Raw genomic sequence first — 26631 nt, 5'->3', positions numbered from 1 at the left:
TTCGTAGCCATCCCAGAATAAAATAGGGGCGCTATGAGTACAAAGTTCAGAAATCTAAAAAACGATTTAAAAGATCTTGAAAATGATACGGTTTCTCAGTTTAACAATGAGAAAACCAGTTCAAATTTCAACTCTGGAAAATTATCAAACTACATTCTACTATTTGCGTTTATTGCAACGTTGACGTTTTATGTAGGCTCTCGCTTTAATTCTTCGAATTTCAATTTTGCCACACCCATTGAAGAATTTGCTCAAAGTTTAAGCGAACCCGATGAAGATCTAATTATAGGTATGGGAACGTGGATGCAGGAAATGGGCTATGGTGAGCTTAGTCGTGAAGAACTCATAGATCTTAGAAGAGAGGGGGTAACCGCGACTTATACCTCTGAAATGAGAGATTTAGGCTACACAGACGTTACTCTAGACCAATTAGTGGAATTACAAAGAGAGGATGTATCTGTTCTGTACTCTCGAATGATGAAAGAATTAGGATACGAGTTCAGCGTTCAAGATTTAATTGATACTCGACGCAATGGTGTTACTGCTAATTTTACAAGTAGAATGATGGATTTAGGCTACACTTTTGAGCAATTAACCAAAGAAAACTTAATCCGAATGCGGAGTGTAGGTGTATCTGAAGGCTTAGCTCAAAGACTTCAAGAACGAAACGACGGGGTATTACCTACTATCGATGAACTCATTCGTTATAGAATAAGTAATCAGTAGTTCGCTTACTTCGTTAATCTTCGGAACTAATGATAGGCAGTTTAGTTTATGGTACTAAATATTAACTAAGCTAATCAATATGAAATTTCTACTTTCTACCATTGCTTGTGCTATGCTATTTGCATTTTCAAATGTTGCACATGCTCAAACTAACCCACTTAAAGACAAATCTGGTATAGGACCAAAAATTGGTTACTACAAAGCTCCTGATGCTGACGATGGTACCATGTTTGTAGGTTTCCAGTCTCGCTCTAGAGGAGATGTTTTCGGGTTTGAATTTGCTGCAGAATACCGTGGAGAGCAATCTTATACTGTAAGTGGTTCTGAAGTTACAACACGTCAAATTCCAATTACAGCTTCTTTATTAATGTTTGTACCAGTAGCTCCAAATTTTCAGCCATATGGTTTAGCTGGTTTAGGTGCTTATTACACATTCTATGACTATGAAGGTGGACTTAATAATGGTGATGATGCTGATTTTAACATTGGGTATCACCTTGGTTTTGGTGCCGATCTACCCCTATCGAACAGCGCGGCATTAAATGTGGACTATAGATACTTATTCCTAGATGGTCCAGATGATAGTCTAGGTGACAAAGAGTTTAGCGGTAATGTTATTTCAGCTGGATTAACATTTTATTTCTAAGCTAGAAAACCCTTATTTTCAGAATCTAACATCCGCAAGGGTGTTAGATTTTTTTATGCACATAATTCAAATAACTCCATGTCAGAAATCATACTTCCAGAGGTTGAACTAAATATTTATAGTCCTAAAAATCCTGTTGAGGCTACTATTGTTGAGAATAGAGTTTGTACTACTGAAAGTAGTCCGAATATAGTTCGACATATTACATTCGACATTTCAGGAACTGATTTAGAAGGGAGAATTAGAGTTGGGCAATCGATTGGTGTTCTGCCTCCGGGTGAAAATGAAAAAGGGCGTCCACATAAATTACGTTTATACTCCGTATCGTCTCCAAGTAAGGGCGAGGGCGGGCAATCGCATCTGATCTCTACTACGGTAAAAAGAGCGATTGATGAAGTAGAAGGAACGCTTTACTTAGGAGTGGCATCCAACTATTTATCGAATTTAAAGCCGGGTGATAAAGTAAAACTTACAGGCCCAAGTGGTAAGCGTTATCTGCTTCCTGAAAACCCAAAAGATTTTAACTATGTATTTTTTGCTACCGGTACAGGAATTGCTCCTTTCCGTGGCATGATCATGGAATTATTTGAAAATGGATATGAAGGAGATGTCGCTCTGGTATTTGGTTGCGCTTACCGTACCGACTTATTATATCCTGAGTTCATTAAAGAGATGACCGAACGCCATTCTAATTTCCATTACATCAGTTGTGTGTCGCGGGAAGACAGACGTAAAGATGGAAGTAAATTCTACGTGCAGAGTGCTATCGAAGATCAAGCAGAGCTATTAAATCCTATTTTCAGTAAAGAAAATACCTTGATTTATATCTGTGGTATGAAGGGCATGGAAACTGGTATCTACCAAAATTTAGCGCTTCAAGGTCACCTTGATTACCTACAACTTAGAGGTGATTTAGCGGAACGTGAGCCAAACACATGGGATTGGGAAGACATCAAGAAGAATATCAAACCTTCAGCTAGAACCTTTGAAGAAGTGTACTAATTTACTTCTCTAAATTAGTAACACCTCCAGAAACAACAAATCTCATAAAGTCTGCGGCATCTTTTTTGATGGGCTTTATGTGGTCTTTGTGTACGATATATAGATTACCAGAAAAGTTATATGAGTGAGGGCAATACACCGCAACTTCACTCTCAAGTCCGAGATTGAGTAATGATTCTTGAGTTACAAATCCAAGACGTTTTACTCCTGGAACACCAAAATCTATCACTACAGGTTTATTGAATTTCTTTTTCTCCCCAACAAAGGCTTCCGTTAAATCTCGAAGAGAACTGTAAATGATGCTAATGATAGGGGTGCGTGAAAACAGCTTCTCGAACATATTTACAATTGGTTTTGTAAAAGCACGAGTAAAAATAAAACCTACCAGTGAAATAGCTACAAAGCCTGTAATGATGCCTAAACCCGGGATGTTGTAATCAAACCACCTGTAAAAGAGATAATTGAGTGATTCATTCATCCATCCAATGGCTATAGAAACCAGATAAATGGTAGCACCTACAGGAAACACAATTAACATTCCACGAAAGAAATAATTGAGAAGAGTTTTCATAGATCAAGGGTAATTTTATTTCTGATAATCTAATTAGAAAACTAACCAATTGGTTCCATGAGTGTGAGATAGATTTTTTTTATCTTCACTCTCTTAATCTGCAACCACTAAATTAAAAATTGATGTCCACCAAGACTTCAGCTCAGATTCGTCAAGAATTTTTAGACTACTTCAAAGAAAAAAATCATGCCGTAGTTGATAGTGCACCTGTTGCGCCAAAGAATGATCCTACTCTGTTGTTTACGAATGCAGGGATGAATCAATTTAAGCCACAGTTTTTAGGTGAAGAAAAAACACTAAAGCATGATGGCAAAGAATGGACTCGAGCTACGGATACGCAAAAATGTATTCGTGTAAGTGGTAAGCATAATGATTTAGATGAGGTAGGGCACGACACCTATCATCATACATTGTTTGAGATGTTAGGTAATTGGTCGTTTGGCGATTATTTCAAAAAAGAGGCTATTGGCTGGGCTTGGGATTTATTAGTGAACAAATGGGGGCTAGAACCAGATAGATTGTATGCCACTGTTTTTGGTGGAGACGATGAAGATGGTCTACCAGTAGATGAAGAAGCTATTGAGTTGTGGAAGAGTGAGACTTCTATTAAACCAGAACATATTTTAAAATTTGATAAGAAAGATAATTTCTGGGAGATGGGTGATACAGGTCCATGTGGTCCTTGTTCAGAGGTTCATATTGATTTGAGAACCAACGAAGAACGAGAAAAAGTGGACGGAGCTACTCTAGTTAACATGGACGATCCACGGGTAATGGAAATCTGGAACTTGGTATTCATTCAGTTCAATAGGCAGCCTGATGGGTCTTTAGAAATGCTTCCAGATAAGCATGTGGATACAGGAATGGGCTTTGAGCGTGTTTGCGCTGTTCTGCAAGGTAAAACCTCCAATTACGATTCGGATGTATTTACTCCATTGTTAGATCAAATCTCGGAAATGGCGGGTTTAACGTATGGCCAGGATGAAGAGAAAGACATTGCCATGCGAGTAATTGCTGATCATATCCGTGCGGTTGCATTTTCGATTGCTGATGGGGCATCGCCGGGCAATGATGGTAGAGGATATGTAATTAGAAGAATTTTGCGACGAGCAATCAGATACGGTTGGGATAAATTAAACTTCAAGCAACCGTTCTTTTACCAATTGGTAGATGTGCTAGCTAATCAATTCAAAGATGTATTCCCTGAAATGGTTGCTCAAACTGAGTACATCAAAAATGTAATTCGCTCTGAAGAGCAAAGCTTTTTAAAAACGTTAGGCCAAGGAATCGACCTCTTTAATGAGATGATAAAGGGTAAAGAAAAGTTATCAGGCGATGATGCTTTTAAATTACACGATACCTATGGCTTTCCTATCGATTTAACACAATTGATGGCTCGTGAAAATGACGTTGAAGTAGACGAAGTTCGATTCAACGAGCTCATGAAAGAGCAAAAAGATAGAGCTCGTGCTGCAGGGAAATTCAGCGTTGATCAAAGTAAGATTAAAGAATGGACTACCATTTCAGAGCATGATGATTTTGAATTTGTAGGCTATGATGATGCCGAAGCTGAAGTAGAATTTGTGGCATTTAGAAGTGAAGGAGATAAATTCGCTTTTACTCTTAACAAAACTCCATTTTATGCTGAAAGTGGTGGGCAGGTAGCTGATACGGGTATGATTACGAATGGTGAAGAATTCATTCATGTAATTGATGTTCAGAAAGTGAATGGTGAATTTGTTCACTATACCGATAAACTACCGAATGACTTAAGTGGTAGCTGGACCGCTAAGATTGACTTAGAAAAGAGATTAGAAACTCAGAAACATCACTCAGCAACGCACTTAGTGCATGCAGCCTTACGCGACGAATTAGGAGATCATGTGGCTCAGAAAGGGTCGCTTGTAGATGATCATCACTTGAGATTTGACTTCTCTCACTTTGAAGCTGTAACGGAAGAGCAATTGATGAAAATCGAAGAGCGCGTTAATGAGAAAATTCAAGAGAATATCCCATTACTTGAAGAGCGCAATGTACCAATTGAAGAGGCGAAGAATCGTGGTGCGATGATGCTATTTGGTGAGAAATACGGAGATAACGTACGTATTATCACTTTTGATGAAGATTATTCGGTTGAACTCTGTGGTGGTACTCATGTGGGTGCAACCGGTGAGATTGGTTATTTCAGATTCACACAAGAAACTTCGGTCGCTTCTGGAGTGCGTAGAATTGAAGCTGTTTGTGGTAAAGCTGCTGACGATGTGCTAAGAAATGAAGCTTCATTACTTAAGCAGATAAAAGAGACTATAGGCCAAAGTGAAGATTTAGTAGCTGATATCAAGAAACTTCAAGAAGAAAAGAAAAGACTTGAAAAAGAACTAGATAAACTAAATCTGCAAAATACGGGTGCAAAGCTTGATGAACTTCTTAAGCAAGCCGATACCAATGATCTTGGAATCAAGCTTGTGAAAGGCGAGATAGCTGGTGCAGATATGGATGTACTTAAGCAATTAGGATACGATGCGCTCGAAAAGTCACCATCATCTACCATTACAGTACTAGGTTCCAAAGATGAGGCAGAAGGCAAGGTTTACTTAATGGTTGCGGTATCTGATGACCTCATTAAAGAAAAAGGAATAAAAGCCGGAGCTTTAGTTGGTAAACTAGGGCGCATGGTACAAGGAGGAGGAGGCGGGCAGCCTAACCTTGCAACTGCAGGTGGGCGAGCTCCTGAGAAACTTGATGATGCATTAAGCGCTGTGAATGAACTCATATCAGAATCTATTTCTTGATGCGCTTTAGCATTACATAACAACTTAAAATTGAATATATTCAAGCCCTTTTTAATCGGGCTAAGTTTAGAACAAATAAATTATGGCAAAAAAGAAATCAGCGGAGATTAACTTTGCTCCCAAAGGTATCGGAGACGAAAAATCTGGTGCAGTACAAAAAGGGGTAGATTTACCCCCAGCAACAAAGAAATCACACAAAGACCTAGGACTGTCGGCTAAGAAGCTCAAAGACATGTACGAGCAGATGTACTTGCAACGTCGCTTTGAGGAAAGAGCTATGCAACAGTACCAAAAAGGTAAATTTGGGGGTTTCCTACACCTTTATATTGGGCAGGAAGCGGTTTCTACAGGGACTGTATTTGCGCTAAACGACAACGATGATATTATAACTGCATATAGAGATCACGGTTGGGGTCTTTGTAGAGGTATTACTGCAAATGAAGGGATGGCCGAGCTATTTGGTAAAGGCACAGGTTCTTCAAGAGGTAAAGGTGGTTCAATGCACTTTGCCAAAGTAGACCATCATTTCTGGGGTGGATACGGAATCGTAGGTGGACATATTCCTATTGGAGCTGGTTTAGCCTTTACGAACAAATATGAGCAAAACGGTAGAATTTCTACTTGTTTCTTCGGCGATGGCGCGGTTGATCAAGGAGCACTACATGAGACTTTCAATATTGCTCAGCTTTGGAAGCTACCTGCTATTTTTGTGGTAGAAAACAATGGGTACTCAATGGGTACTGCTGCTCGTAGGCATACCGTTGCTGAAATCGTTGACCGTGCAAAAGGCTACGGAATGAAAAGCGCGGTTATTAATGGCATGGATGTGTTCTCGGTATATGAGAAAATGAAGGAAATTGCAGAAGACGTTAGAAAGAACTCTGAACCTTGGTTTGTTGAAATCAGAACGTACCGTTATAGAGGACATTCAATGTCTGATCCTCAAAAATACCGTACAAAAGAGGAGCTGGATGAGTATCAGAAGATTGATCCTATTGAGCGTTTAAAAACATATTTACTTGATAACGATATCGTAAAAGAATCGGCTCTAAAGAAGATTGACGACAAAGTAGAGCAAGAAGTATTAGATGCTGTAGAGTTTGCAGATAACTCAGACTTCCCGAAAGAAGAAGAGCTCTACGAAGATATGTTTGTAGAAGACGATCCTTACTTCCATAACTAAGAATATCAAAAATAGAATAATGGCTGAATTACAATTTAGAGAAGCAATCAGAGCCGCTATTGATGAGGAAATGGCGCGCGAAGAAAAAGTTTTTATTATGGGTGAGGAAGTAGCTGAATATAACGGCGCTTACAAAGCCACTGAAGGACTTTTAGATAAATACGGATATAAAAGAGTGATTGACACTCCTATTTCTGAGCTTGGTTTTGCAGGTATTGGTGTAGGTGCGGCAATGAATGGTTTAAGACCAATTGTTGAGTTTATGACTTTCAACTTTGCTGTACTTGCTGCCGATCAGATTATCAATCATGCTTCAAAAGTGAAGTACATGACTGGTGGTCAAATTAATTGCCCAATAGTATTTAGAGGTCCAAACGCCTCTGCAGGACAATTAGGAGCCACTCACTCGGTATCATACGATTCAATGTATGCACATTTTCCTGGTTTAAAAGTGATTTACACTTCAGAGCCAGCCGATGCTAAAGGCTTACTAAAAGCTGCCATTCGTGATGATAACCCCGTTATTTTCATGGAATCGGAACAAATGTATGGTATGAAAGGTGAAGTACCAGAGGATGAAGATTTCATCATACCAATTGGTAAAGGTAAAGTTAAGCGCGAAGGTAGCGATGTAACTTTAGTTGCTCATGGAAAGATGTACCATCTTGCAGTTCAAGCGGCTAACCAATTAGCGAAAGATGGTATTGAGTGTGAGATTATAGATCCTAGAACGGTAAAACCACTAGATCTCCCATTGATTATTGAATCGATCAAGAAGACAAACCGATGTGTGATTTTAGATGAAGCTCATCCATTTGGTGGACTTGCAGCTGAAGTTGGGTTCTTGATTCAACGTGAAGCATTTGATTATTTAGATGCTCCAGTATTACGAGTAACTCTACCTGATGTATGTGCTCCTTTTGCTAAGAACTTGTTCGACCTTTGGTACCCAAGTACAAAGCAAGTGATTGATGCCGTAAATCAAGTAACGTATAGAAACTAAATCAATTCATATTAAATAAATTATCATGGCTATTAAGATAGAAATGCCGAAACTGAGCGATACCATGGAAGAAGGGGTAATCGCGAAGTGGAATGTAAAGGAAGGCGATAAAATTTCAGCCGGCGATATTATTGCAGAAGTAGAAACTGATAAAGCTACGATGGATGTAGAAGCTTTTGATGATGGTGTGCTTCTTAAAATAATTCCTGCTGAAGGTGATGCGGTACCTTTAGGTGGATTGATTGCAGTTATTGGTGAAGAAGGCGAAGACATCAGTGATATTCTAGATGGTGCCGATGCCTCTAGTTCATCAAGTTCTAGCTCTGATTCAAAAGAGGAAAAGAAAGAATCAAAAGAAGAAGAGTCTAAGGAAGAAGAGACCTCCTCTGAAGAAAAGACTACAAAGTCTTCAAGCTCAGATGATGGTCGTGTAAAAGCTTCTCCATTAGCTAAGAAAATAGCTGAAAAAAAAGGCATTGATCTATCTAAAGTAGATGGTTCTGGTCCAGATGGCCGAATTGTAAAGCAAGACATCGAGAACTTTAAGGAGCAAAGTGGTGGACTAACTAAGCCAAGTAGTTCTTCCACTTCTACTACATCATTCCAGAGTTTAGAAAGTAAGGAAGTGAAAGTTTCTCAGATGAGAAAAGTGATTGCACGTCGACTTTCTGAAAGTAAGTTTACAAACCCACATTTCTACGAAACTGTTGACGTTGACATGAAAGCAGCAATGGCGGCACGTGCTTCCATGAATGCCGCTAATGACGTTAAAATTAGTTTTAATGACATTGTTGTGAAAGCATGTGCTATTGCATTAACACGCCACCAAGCTATAAATAGCTCTTGGCATGACGATGTAATCATGGAGCATGGTGACGTAAATATTGCGGTTGCAGTTGCTATTGATGAAGGCCTAATGACCCCGGTTATCAATCATGCCGACAAAAAAGGATTGCTTCAGATTTCTTCGGAAACAAGAGAATTAGCAGGATTAGCAAGAGATCGTAAGCTTCAACCAGAACAAATGGAAGGAAGTACTTTCACTATTTCCAACTTAGGAATGTTTGGTATTGAAGAGTTCACAGCGATTATTAATCCGCCAAATGCTTGTATTCTAGCTGTTGGTGCTATTAGAGACGTGCCTGTGGTTGAAGATGGAGCTGTAGTACCTGGTAAGCGAATGAAAATGACCTTATCTAGTGACCACCGTATTGTAGACGGTGCGAAAGCTGCTCAATTCTTAAACACCGTTCGTAATCTACTCGAAAACCCATTATCTATGCTGCTTTAAGCACTGGATAAAGATTATAAGTATATATTTTTACGAAGGTCTCAAATCGAAAGGTTTGAGACTTTTTTTATTGAACTACTTTCTCAATAAGCTGAATTACAGGGGTACGGAAAGTAACATTTTTCCTAAGCTCATCTCGGAGTTTGAGTACTTTATCCCAATCGGTCATATTCTGATCGGTTACCAGAGTGATACTCTCGCGCTCATCAATTACTACTTTTGCAGTAACCTGAAAGCTATTCGATAACTGTTTAGCGTAAAGAATGGCATTGTCTATATTATCGAATTCCCCAAATAGTAAGCGATACTCAAAATCAACCGTTACAAATTCTATAGCATCTTCTTTTGAAATATAGATGTCGTTCACTATTGGGTTCTTTAGGTAGATAGCTCGTTCTTTCACTGCTTCAAGTGACGTAGTGAATGGCCCAAGTTTTACCTTGAATAGGTTGTCGTTAGGATCTTGAGTTATGATGCTAGAGATACCATATCGTTCATTCAACAGCCTGTCAAAATTTTGTGATCTTTCTTTGCTTGAAAAGGCTCCGAATTGTAAATAATACAATGATTTACCCGGTATAAAGCTAGAGGCTACATTCCCGTAACACTGATTTACAACCGATACATCAGGGAATACCGAATTGCTAGCTTTTATTGCATAATCGGAGGCTAAACTCAAGTTTTGATATAAACCACTTCTTATAGCATATAAATTTCGCTCTGCATTGTAGAGTACGTAAGCATCAATGCTTTTAGCCGACATAGATAGTTCTACTGCTTTATTTAGCGTGCTATAAGCTCCTAATTGAAGTCCATATCTACATTCGTTAAGTGTGAGTGATTCAACGGCAATAGAATAGTTGAAAGTAGTAGATGTTACGTTTGAAGGTGTAGTTTCAGGGGCATTTCCAATACTTGTAGAAAGAACGGTGTCTGGTTCCACTAGTTCTTCAAGTCCTTCTGGTATTACTAAGAAGTTAAGGCCTTCAACGAAATCGCCATCCGCAATTGCCTGTACTTCAAAATTTAATATTCTAGGCTTAGCGTTGGCTTTAAGGATTTCTAATTGGCCACCATCAATAGCAATTTCATATTCACCAGGTGGTATTTCATAGGCGTAAAAACTACCATCGGAAAAAGTTCTCAATTCCTGTGTGAAATCACGATTTTTTGCTACCAGATTTAATTTTAAACCACCAAGCCCACCACGTTGGCCATCTGAATATAAACGCTCTACCACGCCCTCTATCACGCCCGACATATAAAAGGGTAGTTCTATCTTCTTAAAAGTGTTTGGGTCTGTTATAATCGAAAATTCTTCTTCTTCAGGTACTAACATTGGGTTTTTGATAGAGCTCTTATTCATCACCATGTTGTATTGGTAATAAGGCTGCATCTGCGTGTAATAGAGAATTCCATTTTTTCTAATAGATGAAGATCCAGAACGCCCTATTCTTACGCTACCTTCTTCAATAGGATCATCTATTTCTTTATCGAATCTTCCATTATTATCGTTATCCACAAAGAGCTTAATAGCAGCTCCTGAACGTCCAACTTGGTTTCTACTGGATATTAAAAAGTTGTTGTAGTTAGTATCGTAACCTACAGAACCTCTAATATTCTGAGTGATGCTCGTATTGTCTTTAAGAGATGAGAAGGTGGTGTTTGAACGAGCTTTATTAAAATCTAATACTAAGCTAAACCTGAAGGCATTGAAATTACTAAAGAAGTTTCGACCATAAGAAAATTGAATTCGTCCAGTTTGGAAAATACTTCGTGAGAGTAAAAATTGTGCGGATTCCACTTCATTTAATTTGGGCAGATAAATCAATTGTGTTCTTAAAAAAGTACCACGAATAATAGCAGGTAAATTAGGGTTTCGAGATACATTATAAGTAACCGACGATTCAATACTAGATGTTTGGGACGCCTCAATAGGGTTATATGTGTCAACCAAGCGGTCACTATAACCCATTCGAATATTGAATTTTCTAAGACGCGTACTTAGATCAAATCGTAAAGATGTTGTTTGCGATTCAGGTCTATAACGAGTAAAGGTAGACCATCGAATATTTAATGGAATATTTTGGATAAGTATAGGATAGAATACCGAGGTGATTAATTGTTTTGTGTTCCCTGAAGAGTTGAATATCCCAAAATCGTTGATGTAATTAGTGTAGTCTAAGTTGAAACTAGCGGCATTGGCAAATACAGCATTTAAATTTCCTCTATAGTAAGCATCAGTAACGCCTTCTAGTGTGAGTATGTAATTGCTGTTTAAACGGGCAGATAGGGTAGAAGTGAATACGGGAGCATCTTTTTCTAGCCCTTCATCATAGTACTCAGAGCCAATTTTGGCGGTCAACCAATTTGTAACACCATAACTGATATTCCCTTGGGCGGCTAGGGGTTTCTCTGTACTTCCAAAAAGAGGATTTTCTAGGATCCCTGCATTGATGATATAATTCAATTCACCTTTAGGAGTGAATGAAAAGGGGACTTGAATTCGGTTCGATCGCTCAATAATCTGTCCTGTTGGCCCATATATTTTAAGATTTAATTGAGATGATCCATAATAAAGTGGTGCCAAGAATCGATAATTACCCATTTCATCAGCTTCGGCATAATCGATTAAAGCATTATTGAGATATACTTCCACTTCTGATTGTGGGAATGTTGAACCTCGAATTTCAAATTCATCAAAAAGCCTACGATTTTCGATTGGTTCATTGGTAATTCTTATGCCGGTATATGGATTCATTAAGACCCCATCCATATTGGTTTGGCCAGCTGTTACTTTTGTTAAATAATGGTTATTACGAAAGATGTATCTCCATCGAAGATTATCGGTATCTGTAATCAGCTCATCATTTGTATATCTACCAAAAATACTTCCTTCTAAATCACCACCTGCTAACTGAAGCCCAATGCTCGTATTGAAGTTATAGGTACTTGCTTGGTTGGAATTATAAGAGGTTAGGGAATAATCAACAGCTCCGCCGTTCAATAAACTCCAAGTTTTTCCCTTTCTAAGTGGATAAAAGGTCTGTTCTTTTAAATTAGAATCTACAAGCTTTCTTTTCTGCTCCCTAAGACGTTTTTGAATGAGTGGAAGCTCGGTATTGGTTTCTAAATCTAAAGTAAGATTGTTGAAATCAATGGTGAATTCTAAGCCAAATATGTCTTTATAGATACTGGGGGGAAGGTAATTGTCGAGTTCCTTAACTAAAAAATCATCCGTTGTAAGTTCAAAAGTTTGGTTACCGAACTTAATAAACTGTCTTCCTAAATCAATGGTATATGGGATCTGCTCGGATGAAAATCTACCAGTAGTAACAAGACCTGTTTGTTTAGCTTCTATCTGAAAGAGACTAAATAATTCAGTGATTGGTAAAAAAAAGCGGTCATCTTTGTAGTAAGAGATTACTACAGTGTTTATTACGCCACGATGACGGAAGGATAAATAAACTTCAATGTCTTCAGAATCTTCTTGAGCAACTATCGGAGATACAAATCCAGAGCATAATAGGATTATAGCTACAAAAAGAAAGTTCTTTGTGACACTGGTTAGGTTCACTGTATCGTATAAGAAGTTGACTTAGTTACGGTTTCCATTTGTACTAGGTCTCTACTTGATACATCACTACGATTAGATTCGAAAGTTACTTGAATGGTATAAGTGCCTTGAGGTAAATCTTCAATTTCGAAATCTTGCAAATGTGTGCCGTCGAAGTATAATGAAGTGGAAACAAAGCCTCTGCGAACTTCCTCACCATTGCTATTGATAATTGATGTAGTAATAGAGCCTAAAAATGGAGAGTTTCCTAACCGCCTAAAGTTTGTTTTAACTGATAGTTTCTTTTTGTCGGATGAGAGCGAAGGATTGATCTGATCAACAGCAATTCCAGTGGTTGTTTCACCTTTTTTATAAAACAAGCCCGTAACCTGTTCAACGGTAATACCAACTCTTGCAGTTACAGCATCATTAGATTGAATTTCCAAAGGTGGTGTTTCTGGAGAAGAAGCCGTTTTAATACGAGACCAATAAGTGCCATCAGCGAGGTCATTTCCACCCGATATTCTAAGTCGTACAACTTGTCGTTGACCTGGAGCGAGTTTAAAGTTCTTCGGAAATGCTTTTACTTCATCTGCAATAGAGTATTTAGCTTCTGCCTCTGGATCCTCCGTAACCATGGATCGTATTCCATTATCATCTAAATGGGCGTAAGCGAAGAAGAAATCTATGGCAATTTCTTGCGTTTGATTCGACCCGTTTATCACCATATAGGTTCCAAATTTGGTATTACCATCTATAAATAGATTGGTAGGAGCAATAGTTACTTGGGCTAATATCGGAGCGGATATTAAACTTAGTACGGCAATAATTGCGGAAAGAGTAATTTTTCTCATAGGTTCGGTATTATTTCAGTTCTACCAAAAACATAGGTAAAAACCATGAAAGTTGTTCAGCAATATTGTGCTTAAGTATAAACTGTAGACCAAAAAAAAGTCTCGCCGATTGAGCGAGACTTTTGATAATCTTGAGTACTGAGCTTAGTTGTAGCTTACAGTTACTGTAATTGTACCGTTGTATGTATTTCCAGCTACACCAGCAGATGCGTTAGAAATAGTTCCACCTACGTAGATATATGCAGTAGTTGCTGCAGCGGTGTAAGTGTCAGTAATTTGTGTACCTGAAGGAGCAGCAAGTGCAGATGCACCAGTTGCATCATTTGTTCCATCATTTCTTAATGCTGCAGTATAGGTGTCAAATGTTAGGTTATTAGTTCCATCGGTTAAAACAGCTGGGTAATCGATAGTTATGTTCATAACCTGACCCGTAGTAGCACCAGCTACTGAAACAGCACCGGCATCAGCAGTAGTGGAAGAAATTGTTGGTGTATCAGTTGTAAGGATATCACCGAAAGAAAGGTTACTAACATTAGTTACTGTTAGAGAACCAACGATTGTAGCTGACGCAGTTACAGTTGCGTTGTCAGATGTTTGTGCAGTAGCATTTACAGTGAAAAGAGCTACTAAAGCGAAAGCGGATAATATGTTCTTTAGAGTTTTCATAATGGTAAAGATTGACTTGTTGTTTATTTTCTGATACAAATTTACCCACCCTTCCAAATCTAACCTAGTTAGATTCCTTTAATTAAGAAATCCTTACCCACATGCGTTTTTAATATCAAAAACGCAGTTTTACTTAAATTAACATTAAGGGATCTTAATATTTCAGTCATAATCGACATATAAAACCACTTCACCGTAATAATCGCCATTTGGAATATTGCCTACATTGATCGAGCCATAGACATATAAGTACATTATTTGCCAAACATCTTGATTAATAATGTTGCCATCTGATTCTTCGTATACCTTAACGTAAATCGAATTATCATCCATTGGCGTACTGCTGCTCGCATCGTCTATTCCCATATTGTTGTATGAAATGTTTAGATTTAAAGGAATGCGAGAATTTTGGAGGGGGTTTGTGTTAATTAAGTAGTCTGGAGCATTCAGCTCAATATATAAGGACTGAGTGTTTATTGCTTTTATACTAAACACGCCCATACTTAAATCACCTAAGTTGATGAATTTTTCCCCAGAGTTGGTAACTACAGTGCCGAAGTCAAGGTTTTGTTCAACGGTAGCACTTAGTTCAGGCTCAATTTTTAATTGAAGATTGATAAATTGGGCGGATACATGCAGAGAACTAGATAGAATAAAAATGAAGGTAGCTATGGATATACGCTTAATCATAACTAATGCTGATCGTCACATTACTTGTATAACTCCCTGCATCGATACTACCTACATTTACAAATCCGTATATATATAAATAGGCTGTTTCTTGGAATAGATTAGGGTTGAAGCCTTCATATACAGGAGTAGGAGGGGGACCAGGAGGTACATTCCCTCTATATCGAATAGGGAATTGAGCACTTGCGATATTTGCCGCAACACTCATTATAATAGCTTGGTTCGTATTATTAGATCCTCGATTGGCATAAGCTGCTTGTAATGTAAAGGGAATTCGGCAAGAAGGATTTGTTTGACAACTTAAATCACCATTTAATAGGAGGTAGTTATCTGCAGTGATATCTACGATCACATCCAAGTACTTCACACCATCGATAGTTAAAATTTTGGAGTTAATGAGACTAATCCCAACTACTCCCTCATTTTGAACGAGCATTCCAAATTCAATATCTTCACCAGGGTTTAATTCTGCTACGGATACATTATATATACTACTGTAATCCCCAAAATCTATTTCTTGAGCAAACACAGTAGAAAAACTGTTTAAAATTGCAAAGCATGCAATCAGAGATATGTATTTAATAGCATACATTTTAGATGTATTCGATTTCAATCGTGAAATCACCATCATAACTACCAGGAAGGGCATTGCTTAAATTTACTCTACCGCCTACCCAAATGTAATATCTTCCTTCTTGGTTGAACTGTAGATTTTTATTATCAGCTTCTATGAGTTCTGCACTACGTTGTTCTTCAATAGAATTGCCCGAAATCTCGTATTCGAAAGTAAGGGTACCTGGACCTTCAACTCGAGTTAATACTCTTTGTTGTTGAAAGTTCAATCGGAATAAGGCATTTGGGGAACCTACAGCAATCATATAGCCTGCATTCACATCATTCAGTGAGCTAACATAAATTTCATCTTGTTCGGGTTGTAGCTGCCCTAGAGTGATGGTTTTAACCGTAATCAACTCGATAGAGTTTACAATACGGGCTTCAATGTTAATATTGGCAGATATTTTTCTGTTAGTATTCTGAGCGTGTACAACTGAGGATCCTAACAGAAAAACTGCGATTAAAAACAGATATGAGGGTATTACTGTACGCATTCTACATTTACTTTTGAATAAAAGATTGTATTAATGACGCACTTTAACCAGTTAATAATTCTTAATAAGAACTTTGTAATATATACCCAAATGAGGCCTAATTAGGGAAGGAATCGAAGTAGAAGGGAGGTAATTCCACTTCTCGACCTTTTAAATCTAATTGACGAGGAAGAAACTCATTCATTTCAGAACCAGAAATGGACCTAATGACATAATTATAGGTCAACATTTTGTTGGTAAACCTGCGGGGAAAAGTAAGTGTCACACTATAAACACTATCTTTTGGGGTCAAATCTTTCATTTCAAATCGAGTAGTAGCCGTAAATGGGAAGAAATCTCCTTTTACTTGAAGCACATGCTTTCCTGGTACAAAACTACTGTCTTCCAACATCGGTTTTAAATTAACATTAAAAGTAACCTTTGTCTGTGCACTAGCTTGAATGGTACATAATGATACTACAAGAAGTAGTCCGAAAATTGATTTCATTTTATAGATGATAGATAAATGTTAGTAGTAAATTCGATTTTAGCTTGATGAAGTAGGCCTAGATATTACCTTGTCTTTCCAGTGTAAGATAGAAAATACACGTTCACGTGGAAAAGAAGGAGGGATGTTGTATCTCAACCTTTCATCATATTCATAGTCTTTGCTATATCCAGAAGAAAGACCATACCTATTAAAAGTTGATACCGGACCACGTTCTTCCTGAATAAGTCCGCCGAGAATATTAAGTACACCTCGAGGTGAACCTAAAGTATAATCTTCTACATAGAATGAACGATTCATAGCCATCATAGAGGCATGAATATTTAGATCCCCTGAACCACTAAAAGTGTGTGCATATTGATCAACACGAATTTCTTGTTCAGCTACAAGTCCCAAAAAGTCTGTAGAAGTGATATCCACTCTAGGATCTGTATTGTAAGTTACATCGCCAATAATTTCTATATCCTTGGCAGAGTGTATGGTTAGCTGCCCATTTACAGTGCCTGTAATGTCAATTTCTTCAGTCGAAGTGATAATTCCATTAAAGGTGCTCATATCATAATTAGTAGGCGTACTCCAATAAATGCCATTCGGTACACTTATATCAACGGTTCCATTTGCTTTGGGTTGAACCAAAATGGCCGTATTAAAGCTTAATCCACCACTATTCGCCTTTACAACTAATTCATTTACTTGATCTCTAACATCAAAACTTTTAACAGGAGCGTTAAAGTTTGAGCCACCATTAAATTGAGGATTGTTTGAATAAGAATAATGGCCAATCCATCCTCCGGCAGGGCTAGTCACAAAGCCATTAAATACGGGGTTACCGGCAATTCGGAAGGTACCATTGGTATGTACAGGCCCACTTAAGGTATCTTTACTAGTAAAGTAAATATTTGAAGGCTGCGTATTCGTGTAGTAAGAATACTTTGAAAATGAATCACGAGACATCAACACTTCAGTAGAAATTCTATACCCTTCATATTCAGCCTCGCTATAGAGTACTACTGTATATTGATCCCATTGCTTTACCGTTACCGAATCAGATAATTGTGAAATGGTAGTTTGGTCGTAGGATTTCAAGATACCTGAACCCACATAATTTTCATTTGTTTCAATAGAACCAGTCCAGTCATTGTCTTTTAGGAGCATCTGAATGGCTTCATCAACTAAACTGATTGAAATATTACGTGCTTGTTGTTCATAGTAGTAGTCGACCGTGTTTTCGGGCAAGTATTCAATCTGTTTTTGAACATTGATTTTAGAGATGCCTACAATTACAACTAGACCGCTTACTATTAATAATAATCCTCGTCCCATAAGGTGCCTCCTTAGTAGAGTACTTTATTTAAATTTGTGGGGAAGAAACTGCGTTTCCAAACTGTACGGTAATATCTTCTATCGCCATCCCCTCTAGAAGTAACACTATATGATTCGCCACTTTCTAACATAATTTCTATCTCAATTTCTCTCACTAAGTATTCATTACTTGTTGCTACGCCTTGGCCGTTTCTGTAGTTAACATTGAAATAGGTTACAGGGAATTGAATTTCACCAGCTGCATTTCCATCGCTAGTAGGGCCTGTGCGAACTAGATAATAATCATTTGGATTTGGGGTGCTACTTACTGCTCCGAAAGAGTTATTTTTCCATTCCCATGTAACTCGAGTAGTATCCATGGAATCGTTGTCGTAGATATCACCTAGAAAGGCGATTTTATTCGAGTCCATTGTTTTAATTACACTACTAGTAACTTGATAACCCATGCGATTTATATCATGAGAAATCAGCGTAACCAAATCATTTAAAGTCTCATTGGTTGTTGTAGCTAAGGTATTTTCTTGTGATTTGTTTTGAAGACTTACATTGAAGAACAAAACACTCAAAAGAAGTAGACCACCTACAATAAAACTTGTTACTAAACCAATATTCATACTAACGTTTGAAAGATTTTATAAACTGAAGTGTTGCACTTACATCTTTGCTAGTAGATGTGTTTTTAACGTTTATCAACACTTCGTATTTATTCACATCTGCTGTAGAAGCAATTAATCTGGATGTACCAGAAACAATGTAATCAGCTGTGTACTGATTCCCACCTGAGCCATAAGATATGGTCCGAGTTTCTGGGTAGTTCTTAAAGTAATATTGTGTGTTACTACTTTTAAATAAGTCTTCGTCTGTAAACCATCTCATCTCATCAATGATACCTTGAGCAAGTGCTACAGCACGGTATTCAACTTCAGAATTGTATACAATATCAGAATTACTTTGAAATGTAACTGCAGTTGTAACCGAGAGCAATGAAAAGGCAACCATTGCACCTAGTAATAATAATAAATCTGAATAATCTGACATGTTTCAACCCTCCATTGAATACATTCTCTCCATATAAAGAGTACACCAAAAACACTTTATTACAATGTTTTTAGGATACTTATTTAATAAACGTCAATTTTTTGACAAATGTACCTTCATTTGTGATTAATCGATAAAAATAAACTCCTGTGGCCAAATCGTTTGCTTGGAAAGTGATATCGTAAGTTCCAGCAGCTAACGATTGATTAACCAATGTTTTAATTTTTTGTCCCAATACATTATAAACGATCAACGACACCTCACTTTGTTCACTTATACCAAAAGGAATGACCGTTTCAGGGTTAAACGGATTCGGGTAGTTTTGATTCAAGAAAGAGGTCTGTGGAATAGTCGCTTCAATTTCTTCTGTACTAATTTGTAGTTCAAAGCGAGTTGCTTGTGATTCACTCTTATTCGTAATCTTCATTTTCTTAGGCGATGAAGATGTGTTCGAGTTTATTTTAGCTTTAGTACCATAAAAGAAGGTGTGCTCACTATTCTCAGTGAGGTTTATAATATCCCCGGTCTCTTTATCACGAAGTAAAACAATCCAATCGTCAGGTAAATTTCTTTGTCCAGCTAATCGAATGGTAAAGTCACCGGATATCGGTTCATTATCCTTATAGCCATTAATAGTGAGCGGAATCCGAATACGATTGTTGAAATCGAGGGGTAGGTTGTTAATCGACATTTGAGTGCCGTCTTCAAGCAGAGTATAGAATTCAATATGTGAGCTTGAGAATGGTACTAAGCGATACCCGTCTTTGTTATCAATGCCCAAACTACCTTCATCACTGAACATTAAGTTGGTGCGTTTACTTAACCCATCCGTAATGGCTTCTAGTTGTAGTACGGGTTCAGTTCTAGCATTTTGCTTTCTTATGAAATTTCCACCCGTGGTTTTAACATCTTTATTTACAATCAGTGAAGGACTATTCGCATTCGCTTTAACCCAGAATCCTTGGAAAGGAGCTATAAGTCCATTTCCGAGTGTACCCGTAGTACCGTTCCATGTTAGGTATTCACCATTGCCAGCATTTGCTGCAGGATCCCAAACATAAATGGTCGATTCCACATTAGTTTTGTTCCAATTGGTATTATCATCCCAATCAATAGTGGCACCAAATGGATTCCCAATTAAGTTCCAACCTGAATCAGCGGCCGTGGTGTAGGTAATACCGAAGTCAACTTGAGTTCCATTACCATCAAATTCTTGTCCACTTACATCTAAGGTATCAGGTAAAGGTTCATTGTAACGTGAGTCAGCAGCGATATCTCCAAAGAAGAATACAAACACACCTTGTCCCTGAGTTAAAGACTGAGCCGAACTCGTAGGGGCACGATAGCGTTGATTATCTGTTCCTGGATAACTTTCGATATAGGTTAGAACATTTGGCTGCAGAGTATCACCTGGCATTGATCCCGTGCTGTAAAATGCTCCTGAATACCCTTGAGTAACAGTGCCATCTAAGAAATCACCATAAGTGGAGGCAACAGGAGAGGAAAGTATACGCCATCCACGAACCCCACTAATTTCACGTTGGAATCTAAGAGTTCCAGTTCCGTAGGTTTTGGTATTTGCTATTAAATTGTTTCCAGAGGGTATAAATAGTTCTCCATCTGTTAAAGATAAAGTGCCCGTTACGGTGAAGTTGTCGGTAGTGAATACAGTTCCAGGGTTATCCACTTCAACATTCACGAAAGTACTAGGGCTAACAATAGTTTGGTTGCTGCTTCCATCAAAGATGAGGTTACCTAAAGTAACATCGGGTACGTCGAGGTTACCACCCACGGTTAAGGAGTCATTGTTGGATCCTAGTACGTTACCGCCACCGGTTACATCTCCAGTAACCACAAAGTTTACAGACCCTGAAACTGAAACTTGTGCACCTGCCTCAATGGAAAGAGTATTAATAGTGGTGTTAGTGATATCTACTACAGGAAATTCATTTCCTTCTGCTGGACTTGCAGGAATAAGAACCACTGAGGCCGCTGTTGGTACAGTATTTGAGTTCCAGTTATCACCGTCTTCCCAATTGGTTGCATTAGCTGGGGCTCCCAATTGACTTTCCCAAATATGACTGAAGGCAGCAAACTCTACGGTAGCATTATCAGTAATGGCAGAGCCACCCACTGTACCTGTGATAATAGACGTGGTTACACTAGTAGAAGAAGTTAGGGTAGCTGAATAGGTCCCATTTCCATTATCTGTAACTGTACCCATTGAGCCAGCAGTAGGGGATAAGGTTACCGTTGCACCACCCGTAGTTAAATTGTTACCGTAAGCGTCTTTGAGTTGAACAGTAATTGTAGATGTACTAGCACCGTCGTTTAGAATAACTGTTGGTGCGGCTGTAATTTTAGATTTGGTTGCATCCGCAGCACCTGCACTTACTGTAAATGAGTTACTTGTACCATTTTCACTACCACTTGAATTCGTTGCAGTTAACGTACAGTTACCAACACTGGTAATGCTCACAGTATGTGACGAAAGTACACCTGAGGTAAAATTAGCGGTAGTACCTTGTCCAACTCCCATAGTACAAGAAGAACTCATTACTACAGTGCCATTAAACGTAGTTATTGTATTCCCAGTACCATCTATGGCTGTAATTACGGTGTTAAAAGATTGCCCTGCTGTTTTAGAACTTATGTTGCCTGAAGGACTACGTTCAACTCTAAATCCAACCAATACTCCAGCGTTAACAATTTCGAAGGAGTTACTGGTTTCAGAGTCAAGACCTGTTGATGAAGTGATAAGGGTATGAGTGCCCGTATTATCAAGTGTTAAGTCATTAAATTCTGCTATACCTAAGGCATTGGTACTCACCGAAGTAGTTCCGCCAAGAGTCCCCGCTCCAGATGCTTTTGCAATACTTACCGTAGTACCACTAGTCTCTACTTCGTTTCCAAATTGATCTACCAATTGAACGCGTACTGAAGGTGTGATAACACTATCAATATTGGTTATGGTTGGTTGTTGAACGAAGGTTAAACTATCAACTGTACCCGGAATCATGGTAAGGGTACCATAGTTCGTTCCACCACCTTGGCCTGTAGATCCGATATTGGTGATGTTTCCTGTATTAGGTAATATGCCTGTAGTAGGTCTTATTTCAAGCCCCGTAAAAGTTAACTGCCCAGGGTTTGAGGCGGAGGCAACATCAATGGTGTAGGTTAGGTCTGTAACCGTTACACTTGTGAAAGAAGCATCTAATGTAGTTGAACCACCATAGGCAGGTGCTTCAGTAACATTATAGGTAGCAGAGGTATTCCATTCGTAACCTGTTGGTGCTTTAAGAATTAGTGTACCTGATGCATTGAGTTCACCAGGTAAACCTTCTTGAATCACAGGTCCAGTAAGAGAAGTGTAGGTTGTATTTGCATCGTCGGCAGAAATGGCTTCACCGCCAGCAGCAGGTGTAATTTTTCGGATAGCCGCATTGTATTTTTCAGATAGATAATCTTCTACTTTTTCTCTTTCGGCATCCGTTAAACTTTTACAGTACAAGATAAACTCGGCAATTTGGCCGTCCCAACTAGCAGTACCTGAATCTTTGCCGCCTTTACCAAGAATAGCTGTTGTTGCTGTGGTAATGGTTCCTGTGGGTGGAGGACCCGCTGAACTTGGGTTATTCAAAATACCATCAACAAAAATATCGTAGGTTGCCCCTGATTCCCAATGTAAACTCGTAATTTGGGCATCAGTACTCTGAATATCTGAGAAACTTTCTAACTGATTTGCTGCATTATTACCAACCACTCCAGTTTTAATTACATTCGTAAACGATCCACCGTTATTTGCGCCCGCGGCATCATAACGAATTGTGATGATTTCATCGGCACCACTTGGGGTATCTCCTATAAATAAGCCTTTATCGGTATTGGTTACATCAGATTTATATACTACAAACAGTGTAAACTCAGTCATACTATTTAAATAATTCGTATGTCCATCGGCATCTTCGAAGCTATCGCCATTACCGACGAATTCAATGGATGGTTGCCCACCAAGAGGAGCAGAAGAGGCGTTTAAAGTCGGACGAGTACCAGACCCAGAAATCCCTGTATAATCATTGCCGTTACCACTTTGATCTTCCCATGTAACCACTTCGCTACCACTAGTAACCACACCTACGTCGGCACGAAGCCAAACTTTAAGATCCGAAATGGCTTCAACAGCACTTACATCCAATGTTCTTTTTAATGTATCACTAGCTAAGTCTCCATCATGGATGATAAAGCTAACAACACGTTCAGGGCCTGAAGGAATGGTGGCAAAGTTCTTGTATTTAACCGATCGAAGAGCGGTTTCATAATCACTAAAGGAAGAAGTACCCGTGAGTTTCAGTCGACCATTCGCGGTATTATAATTTCCACTAATGCCAAATAGTGTGCTGTAAATAAGTGAATCTTCCGTAGCCTTAAAGTTTCCCGAAATAACCACAAAAGCACTATCAATCATGGTATTATCCGGATCTGAAACTTCAATGGTATTTGTTATTTGGACAGCTTCATTCGGGTAACTTAGATTAGTCCCCTCAATATTTGAAAGCACCGGTTTCGAGTTTACAGCAACAAAGTCGAGATCTCTCGTTTGAGTATTACTGTCGTTGTCCCCGTCATTTACTTTAGCCGAAAATGTTCGGGTAACTTCAACAGGGTCAGAACTTGTATTTTCAAAAGTGAAGCTTTCAATGGCAGTCTCATAGTTGGCTTTGGTATCTGAACCGGTAAGTGTGAGTACACCAGTTGTACTATTCCATGACCCTGTAATATTTGCGGTATTAGTAAATCCTAAAACATCTTCGCCTAACTGGTAGTTATTGGAAATAGCAATGGTTGCCGATTCAATGTTCGTGTCATCGTCATCCGTTATGGTAACGGTAATTGGAGGAGAAACAGCACCTGTACCTTCTGTATAGGTAAACGCTGGTCCGGATACACCAGATATTACTGGAGGGGAGTTATTTCCAATTACATTGATATTGCGAGATTGGGTGTTACTTTCATCGTCCCAATCAAACACTTTAAAATCGATTTGGCGAAGCTGAACAGTAGGTGCAACGCCATCGGTATTCTCGTAGGTAACGGAACGTAAAGTAGATTGATAGTCAGCTAAACTAGCTGTTCCAGTTAAACGGAGAGTTCCTGTAACAGCATCCCAAGTACTAATTATACCACCAGCTGGAGTTGAGGCTAATACATCTTCACTAGGAACATAATTATTCGAAATTACAACATGAGCTGAATCAACAACGGTATTGTCAACATCCGTTAATACAATGGTTGAAGTGATAGCGGTAGGAGGGTCGGCTTCGTTATAATCTATGTCTGAACCTTCGATGGAAGATAAAACTGATGGGGTATTACACCATTTATCGCATAGGAAGTTATAGATACTCTGAGCTTGCCCACCATTCAAGGATGAGTTCCAAGATATTAACTCACCTATATATCCATCGAAGTTATAGGTTGGTCCACCTGGATTATTGAAATTTACTGGATCTGAAGTACCATCTTCTTCCCCAATGGTAGGGTCACCGTTATGATTTCCCATTGAAGGAGCAATACCTGCACTTTGAACAAGTGAACCACCGTTGACTCTTGCCGACCATGTTTGAGCAGTAGCATCATGGGTTGCAATTACAATATAGCTTGTATTCGTTGATACAGAACCTAAGTTGATTGACTGATCATCGCCATCTGTCCATGATGCATCGTTACTCCATGCATAGGCATATAAAATTCCGTCTTTAATGGAAATTTGATAGCCCTTAGAGCCGCCACCTTGCTCGTATATAATTTGTAAGCCTGTTAAATCCGTACCTGTTCTAAATACTGCTGCAAATGATTTTTGAGTATACGGGCCATTTGTATTTATTAGAGCATCATCATCTACTTGAAAATTATCCCCATTATTATTGGCATTGTAATTGAAGTATAACCCTCCACGCTCACCAAAGTAATTGGAATCAAAAATGGGTTCATCGCCAGCTGGAGCTGCATTTGTAATGGTAACAGAACTACCACCTGCATTTTGTGAACGATCTCTCCAGGTAGTTACAAGACTTCCATCTGCAGGCTGGTCATTTGTTAATAAATCACCGTCGATATCTTGAGCATCGAAGTGAAATACTGTATTCGGGAAATCAGTAGATAAATCAGTTAAGGTGGTTGTAATATTTACGTTTCTAGTAGCTGTGTTACTAGCATAAAACTCATCGTTTACGGTAAATGATATTGTACGTGCAGCTTGGCTAGGAGTAGAAGCATTGGTGTTGTTGTAAGTGATGCTTCTGAGTGCACTTTGGTAATCCGCAAGACTGGCTTTACCCGATAAGGTCATAGTGCCGGTACCTACGGTCCATGTTCCAGTTATAAGGGCGGTATTACTAAAAGCTAGCACATCTTCAGTGGAAAGGTAATTACCCGTGATTTGAACGGTAGCGCTGACTATAGAATCAGCAAAAGGAGTGGCGATCGTAATATCAGAAGTAATAAATTGAGCGGAACCGCCAGCATTAAAGCTCAATGCATTAGATTCAATATTGGCTAAAACGGGGTTTTCGGGATTTTCGGTATAGAAAGTATTGGGAGTATTTTGGTTTTCATACTCTGTGAATACCCAATCTTGGCTTCGAGCAACATTCGAAACTCGTACTTCATCCACCCAGCCATTTAATGGGTATGCGGCTGTAGAAATGGTTAACGGGCTATTATTGGTGCTGAAATTCGTTGCTGTACCATCGCTACCCGCATTTGTGTTATTTATGTAAATAGTACGACCAGTAGCAGACTTTGTAAATGTAACAAAAGCTGTTGTAGCTGATGTTACCGTACCCGTACTTGTAAGGGTATTGTTATCGGTACCTAATCTGAGTGTACCATCATTTCTGATCCAACTAGAATAAGCCTGATTATAATCTCCTTTAGTAATTAAATCTGGCACTTCGGCAAAGTTGTTTACGTTAAACCATGCTGAAAAAGTAATATCTCCAGTAATATCTAAACTGGCATCATCCGCAATAGAAATGAAATCATTTCCAGCCGATGAAAACTGACGGGCATTTCCAATTTTACCAGTTGTAGAAGTAGTTCCGTTATTGGTACCGTTATTGCCTTCTAAGGTGGCATCGTTAAAGTCGTCTAAGTGAAGTACAAGTTTGTAACTGCTATCCCACGTAGTATTAACCGATTGATCGGTTGTTTGGGATGCGTTTCCAAAGTAAATGAAAAAATCAGTGTCAACGGTAGCATTGAGGGTAGGGAAGCGCACCCAGAATAAAATCTGCCCAGTTGAGGCATTATAGCTTTCAAGTTCGTGGTCCAGTTGAGTAGCTCCATCATCCGACGTGAAGGCAATATCATAGCCTTGTGCACTAGTAACCTTGCCACCATTGGCTACTGTGGCCATATCAGCATCTGTAAGACTAATAAGAACAGGAAAGTTCGTTAAGTTACTCGCACCACTTACTTTTGTGTTATCAACCGAAAATTTCTTTCGGTACTGATAACCCGACAATTGGGCAAATGCCACTTCTGATATCAGAAGTGCAAGAATGAGTGTAAGTAAAGTCTTAGTTAAGTATGCAAATCTATGTATATAGTTAAAATTCACGCTTTTTAATTTATTCTACGCTAATATAATTATTGCCAGCTACCTTGCTAGCTTAATTAATCAATTCTAACTA

General features: G+C 38.7%; 19 protein-coding genes. 7 read left to right on the top strand and 12 right to left on the bottom strand.

Features of this window, described 5'->3' with window-relative positions:
* Positions 1-33: 33 nt before the first annotated feature.
* From B155_RS0107660 to B155_RS0107650, 3 genes are all read left to right on the top strand, one after another.
* Complete coding sequence (locus tag B155_RS0107660; protein ID WP_018127674.1) at positions 34-726, top strand: hypothetical protein; 693 nt, start codon at positions 34-36, stop codon at positions 724-726.
* Positions 727-805: 79 nt separating this feature from the next.
* Positions 806-1372, top strand: a complete 567-nt coding sequence (locus B155_RS0107655; protein ID WP_018127673.1) for a porin family protein — start codon at positions 806-808, stop codon at positions 1370-1372.
* A gap of 78 nt (positions 1373-1450) precedes the next feature.
* A complete protein-coding gene (locus B155_RS0107650) occupies positions 1451-2374 on the top strand; it encodes an FAD-binding oxidoreductase (protein ID WP_018127672.1) in 924 nt (307 codons plus the stop codon).
* 1 nt (position 2375) lies between these two features.
* Here the strand turns inward: B155_RS0107650 and B155_RS0107645 are convergent, their stop codons facing one another.
* Positions 2376-2945, bottom strand: coding sequence for a DUF502 domain-containing protein (locus B155_RS0107645; RefSeq protein WP_018127671.1), 570 nt, complete (start codon positions 2943-2945; stop codon positions 2376-2378).
* A gap of 122 nt (positions 2946-3067) precedes the next feature.
* Between B155_RS0107645 and alaS the strand changes: the two genes are divergently transcribed.
* The 4 genes from alaS to B155_RS0107625 all read left to right on the top strand — a co-directional run bounded on the left by alaS (position 3068) and on the right by B155_RS0107625 (position 9214).
* Positions 3068-5737 carry an alanine--tRNA ligase gene (gene alaS, locus B155_RS0107640; RefSeq protein WP_018127670.1) on the top strand — a complete coding sequence of 890 codons (2670 nt, stop codon included), beginning with the start codon at positions 3068-3070 and terminating at the stop codon, positions 5735-5737.
* 82 nt (positions 5738-5819) lie between these two features.
* Positions 5820-6920: a pyruvate dehydrogenase (acetyl-transferring) E1 component subunit alpha gene (gene pdhA / locus B155_RS0107635; protein ID WP_018127669.1), complete on the top strand. Its 1101-nt coding sequence runs from the start codon at positions 5820-5822 to the stop codon at positions 6918-6920.
* A gap of 19 nt (positions 6921-6939) precedes the next feature.
* Entirely contained in the window at positions 6940-7923 is a 984-nt protein-coding gene (locus B155_RS0107630) for a pyruvate dehydrogenase complex E1 component subunit beta (RefSeq protein WP_018127668.1), read from the top strand.
* A gap of 25 nt (positions 7924-7948) precedes the next feature.
* Complete coding sequence (locus B155_RS0107625) at positions 7949-9214, top strand: pyruvate dehydrogenase complex dihydrolipoamide acetyltransferase (RefSeq protein WP_018127667.1); 1266 nt, start codon at positions 7949-7951, stop codon at positions 9212-9214.
* 67 nt (positions 9215-9281) lie between these two features.
* Here B155_RS0107625 and B155_RS0107620 read toward each other — a convergent pair whose 3' ends face one another.
* The 11 genes from B155_RS0107620 to B155_RS0107570 form a co-directional block, all read right to left on the bottom strand.
* Entirely contained in the window at positions 9282-12791 is a 3510-nt protein-coding gene (locus B155_RS0107620; protein WP_018127666.1) for an SPOR domain-containing protein, read from the bottom strand.
* Positions 12788-13624 (bottom strand): fimbrial biogenesis chaperone, encoded by an 837-nt coding sequence (locus B155_RS0107615; RefSeq protein WP_018127665.1) that lies wholly within the window; start codon positions 13622-13624, stop codon positions 12788-12790. Before B155_RS0107615 ends, B155_RS0107620 begins: the two co-directional genes overlap by 4 nt.
* Positions 13625-13768: 144 nt before the next feature.
* Positions 13769-14290 (bottom strand): hypothetical protein, encoded by a 522-nt coding sequence (locus B155_RS0107610; protein ID WP_157464806.1) that lies wholly within the window; start codon positions 14288-14290, stop codon positions 13769-13771.
* Positions 14291-14452: 162 nt separating this feature from the next.
* On the bottom strand, positions 14453-14980 hold the full coding sequence (locus B155_RS0107605) for a hypothetical protein (RefSeq protein ID WP_018127663.1): 528 nt from the start codon (positions 14978-14980) through the stop codon (positions 14453-14455).
* Positions 14973-15572, bottom strand: coding sequence for a hypothetical protein (locus B155_RS0107600; RefSeq protein WP_169331284.1), 600 nt, complete (start codon positions 15570-15572; stop codon positions 14973-14975). Before B155_RS0107600 ends, B155_RS0107605 begins: the two co-directional genes overlap by 8 nt.
* 1 nt (position 15573) lies before the next feature.
* Complete coding sequence (locus B155_RS0107595; RefSeq protein WP_018127661.1) at positions 15574-16089, bottom strand: hypothetical protein; 516 nt, start codon at positions 16087-16089, stop codon at positions 15574-15576.
* Positions 16090-16186: 97 nt separating this feature from the next.
* Positions 16187-16576: a hypothetical protein gene (locus B155_RS0107590; RefSeq protein ID WP_018127660.1), complete on the bottom strand. Its 390-nt coding sequence runs from the start codon at positions 16574-16576 to the stop codon at positions 16187-16189.
* Between the two features lie 39 nt (positions 16577-16615).
* Positions 16616-17899 (bottom strand): DUF4900 domain-containing protein, encoded by a 1284-nt coding sequence (locus tag B155_RS0107585; RefSeq protein WP_018127659.1) that lies wholly within the window; start codon positions 17897-17899, stop codon positions 16616-16618.
* A gap of 11 nt (positions 17900-17910) precedes the next feature.
* Entirely contained in the window at positions 17911-18513 is a 603-nt protein-coding gene (locus tag B155_RS0107580) for a hypothetical protein (protein WP_018127658.1), read from the bottom strand.
* A gap of 1 nt (position 18514) precedes the next feature.
* On the bottom strand, positions 18515-18937 hold the full coding sequence (locus tag B155_RS0107575) for a hypothetical protein (RefSeq protein ID WP_018127657.1): 423 nt from the start codon (positions 18935-18937) through the stop codon (positions 18515-18517).
* 79 nt (positions 18938-19016) lie between these two features.
* A complete protein-coding gene (locus B155_RS0107570; RefSeq protein ID WP_018127656.1) occupies positions 19017-26558 on the bottom strand; it encodes a DUF2341 domain-containing protein in 7542 nt (2513 codons plus the stop codon).
* Positions 26559-26631 lie beyond the last annotated feature (73 nt).

This window comes from Balneola vulgaris DSM 17893, assembly GCF_000375465.1.
In the GTDB taxonomy this organism is placed as follows: domain Bacteria; phylum Bacteroidota; class Rhodothermia; order Balneolales; family Balneolaceae; genus Balneola; species Balneola vulgaris.
This window is presented reverse-complemented; position numbering and strand designations above follow the sequence as displayed.

Bases quoted from the DNA above. Each gene is read 5' to 3' on its own strand.
- B155_RS0107645 (WP_018127671.1), bottom strand. From the start codon at position 2,945: ATGAAAACTCTTCTCAATTATTTCTTTCGTGGAATGTTAATTGTGTTT.
- B155_RS0107655 (WP_018127673.1), top strand. From the start codon at position 806: ATGAAATTTCTACTTTCTACCATTGCTTGTGCTATGCTATTTGCATTT.
- B155_RS0107585 (WP_018127659.1), bottom strand. From the start codon at position 17,899: ATGGGACGAGGATTATTATTAATAGTAAGCGGTCTAGTTGTAATTGTA.
- B155_RS0107580 (WP_018127658.1), bottom strand. From the start codon at position 18,513: ATGAATATTGGTTTAGTAACAAGTTTTATTGTAGGTGGTCTACTTCTT.
- pdhA (WP_018127669.1), top strand. From the start codon at position 5,820: ATGGCAAAAAAGAAATCAGCGGAGATTAACTTTGCTCCCAAAGGTATC.
- B155_RS0107610 (WP_157464806.1), bottom strand. From the start codon at position 14,290: ATGAAAACTCTAAAGAACATATTATCCGCTTTCGCTTTAGTAGCTCTT.
- B155_RS0107590 (WP_018127660.1), bottom strand. From the start codon at position 16,576: ATGAAATCAATTTTCGGACTACTTCTTGTAGTATCATTATGTACCATT.
- B155_RS0107660 (WP_018127674.1), top strand. From the start codon at position 34: ATGAGTACAAAGTTCAGAAATCTAAAAAACGATTTAAAAGATCTTGAA.
- B155_RS0107605 (WP_018127663.1), bottom strand. From the start codon at position 14,980: ATGATTAAGCGTATATCCATAGCTACCTTCATTTTTATTCTATCTAGT.
- B155_RS0107575 (WP_018127657.1), bottom strand. From the start codon at position 18,937: ATGTCAGATTATTCAGATTTATTATTATTACTAGGTGCAATGGTTGCC.
- B155_RS0107595 (WP_018127661.1), bottom strand. From the start codon at position 16,089: ATGCGTACAGTAATACCCTCATATCTGTTTTTAATCGCAGTTTTTCTG.
- B155_RS0107650 (WP_018127672.1), top strand. From the start codon at position 1,451: ATGTCAGAAATCATACTTCCAGAGGTTGAACTAAATATTTATAGTCCT.
- alaS (WP_018127670.1), top strand. From the start codon at position 3,068: ATGTCCACCAAGACTTCAGCTCAGATTCGTCAAGAATTTTTAGACTAC.
- B155_RS0107615 (WP_018127665.1), bottom strand. From the start codon at position 13,624: ATGAGAAAAATTACTCTTTCCGCAATTATTGCCGTACTAAGTTTAATA.
- B155_RS0107625 (WP_018127667.1), top strand. From the start codon at position 7,949: ATGGCTATTAAGATAGAAATGCCGAAACTGAGCGATACCATGGAAGAA.
- B155_RS0107630 (WP_018127668.1), top strand. From the start codon at position 6,940: ATGGCTGAATTACAATTTAGAGAAGCAATCAGAGCCGCTATTGATGAG.
- B155_RS0107600 (WP_169331284.1), bottom strand. From the start codon at position 15,572: ATGTATGCTATTAAATACATATCTCTGATTGCATGCTTTGCAATTTTA.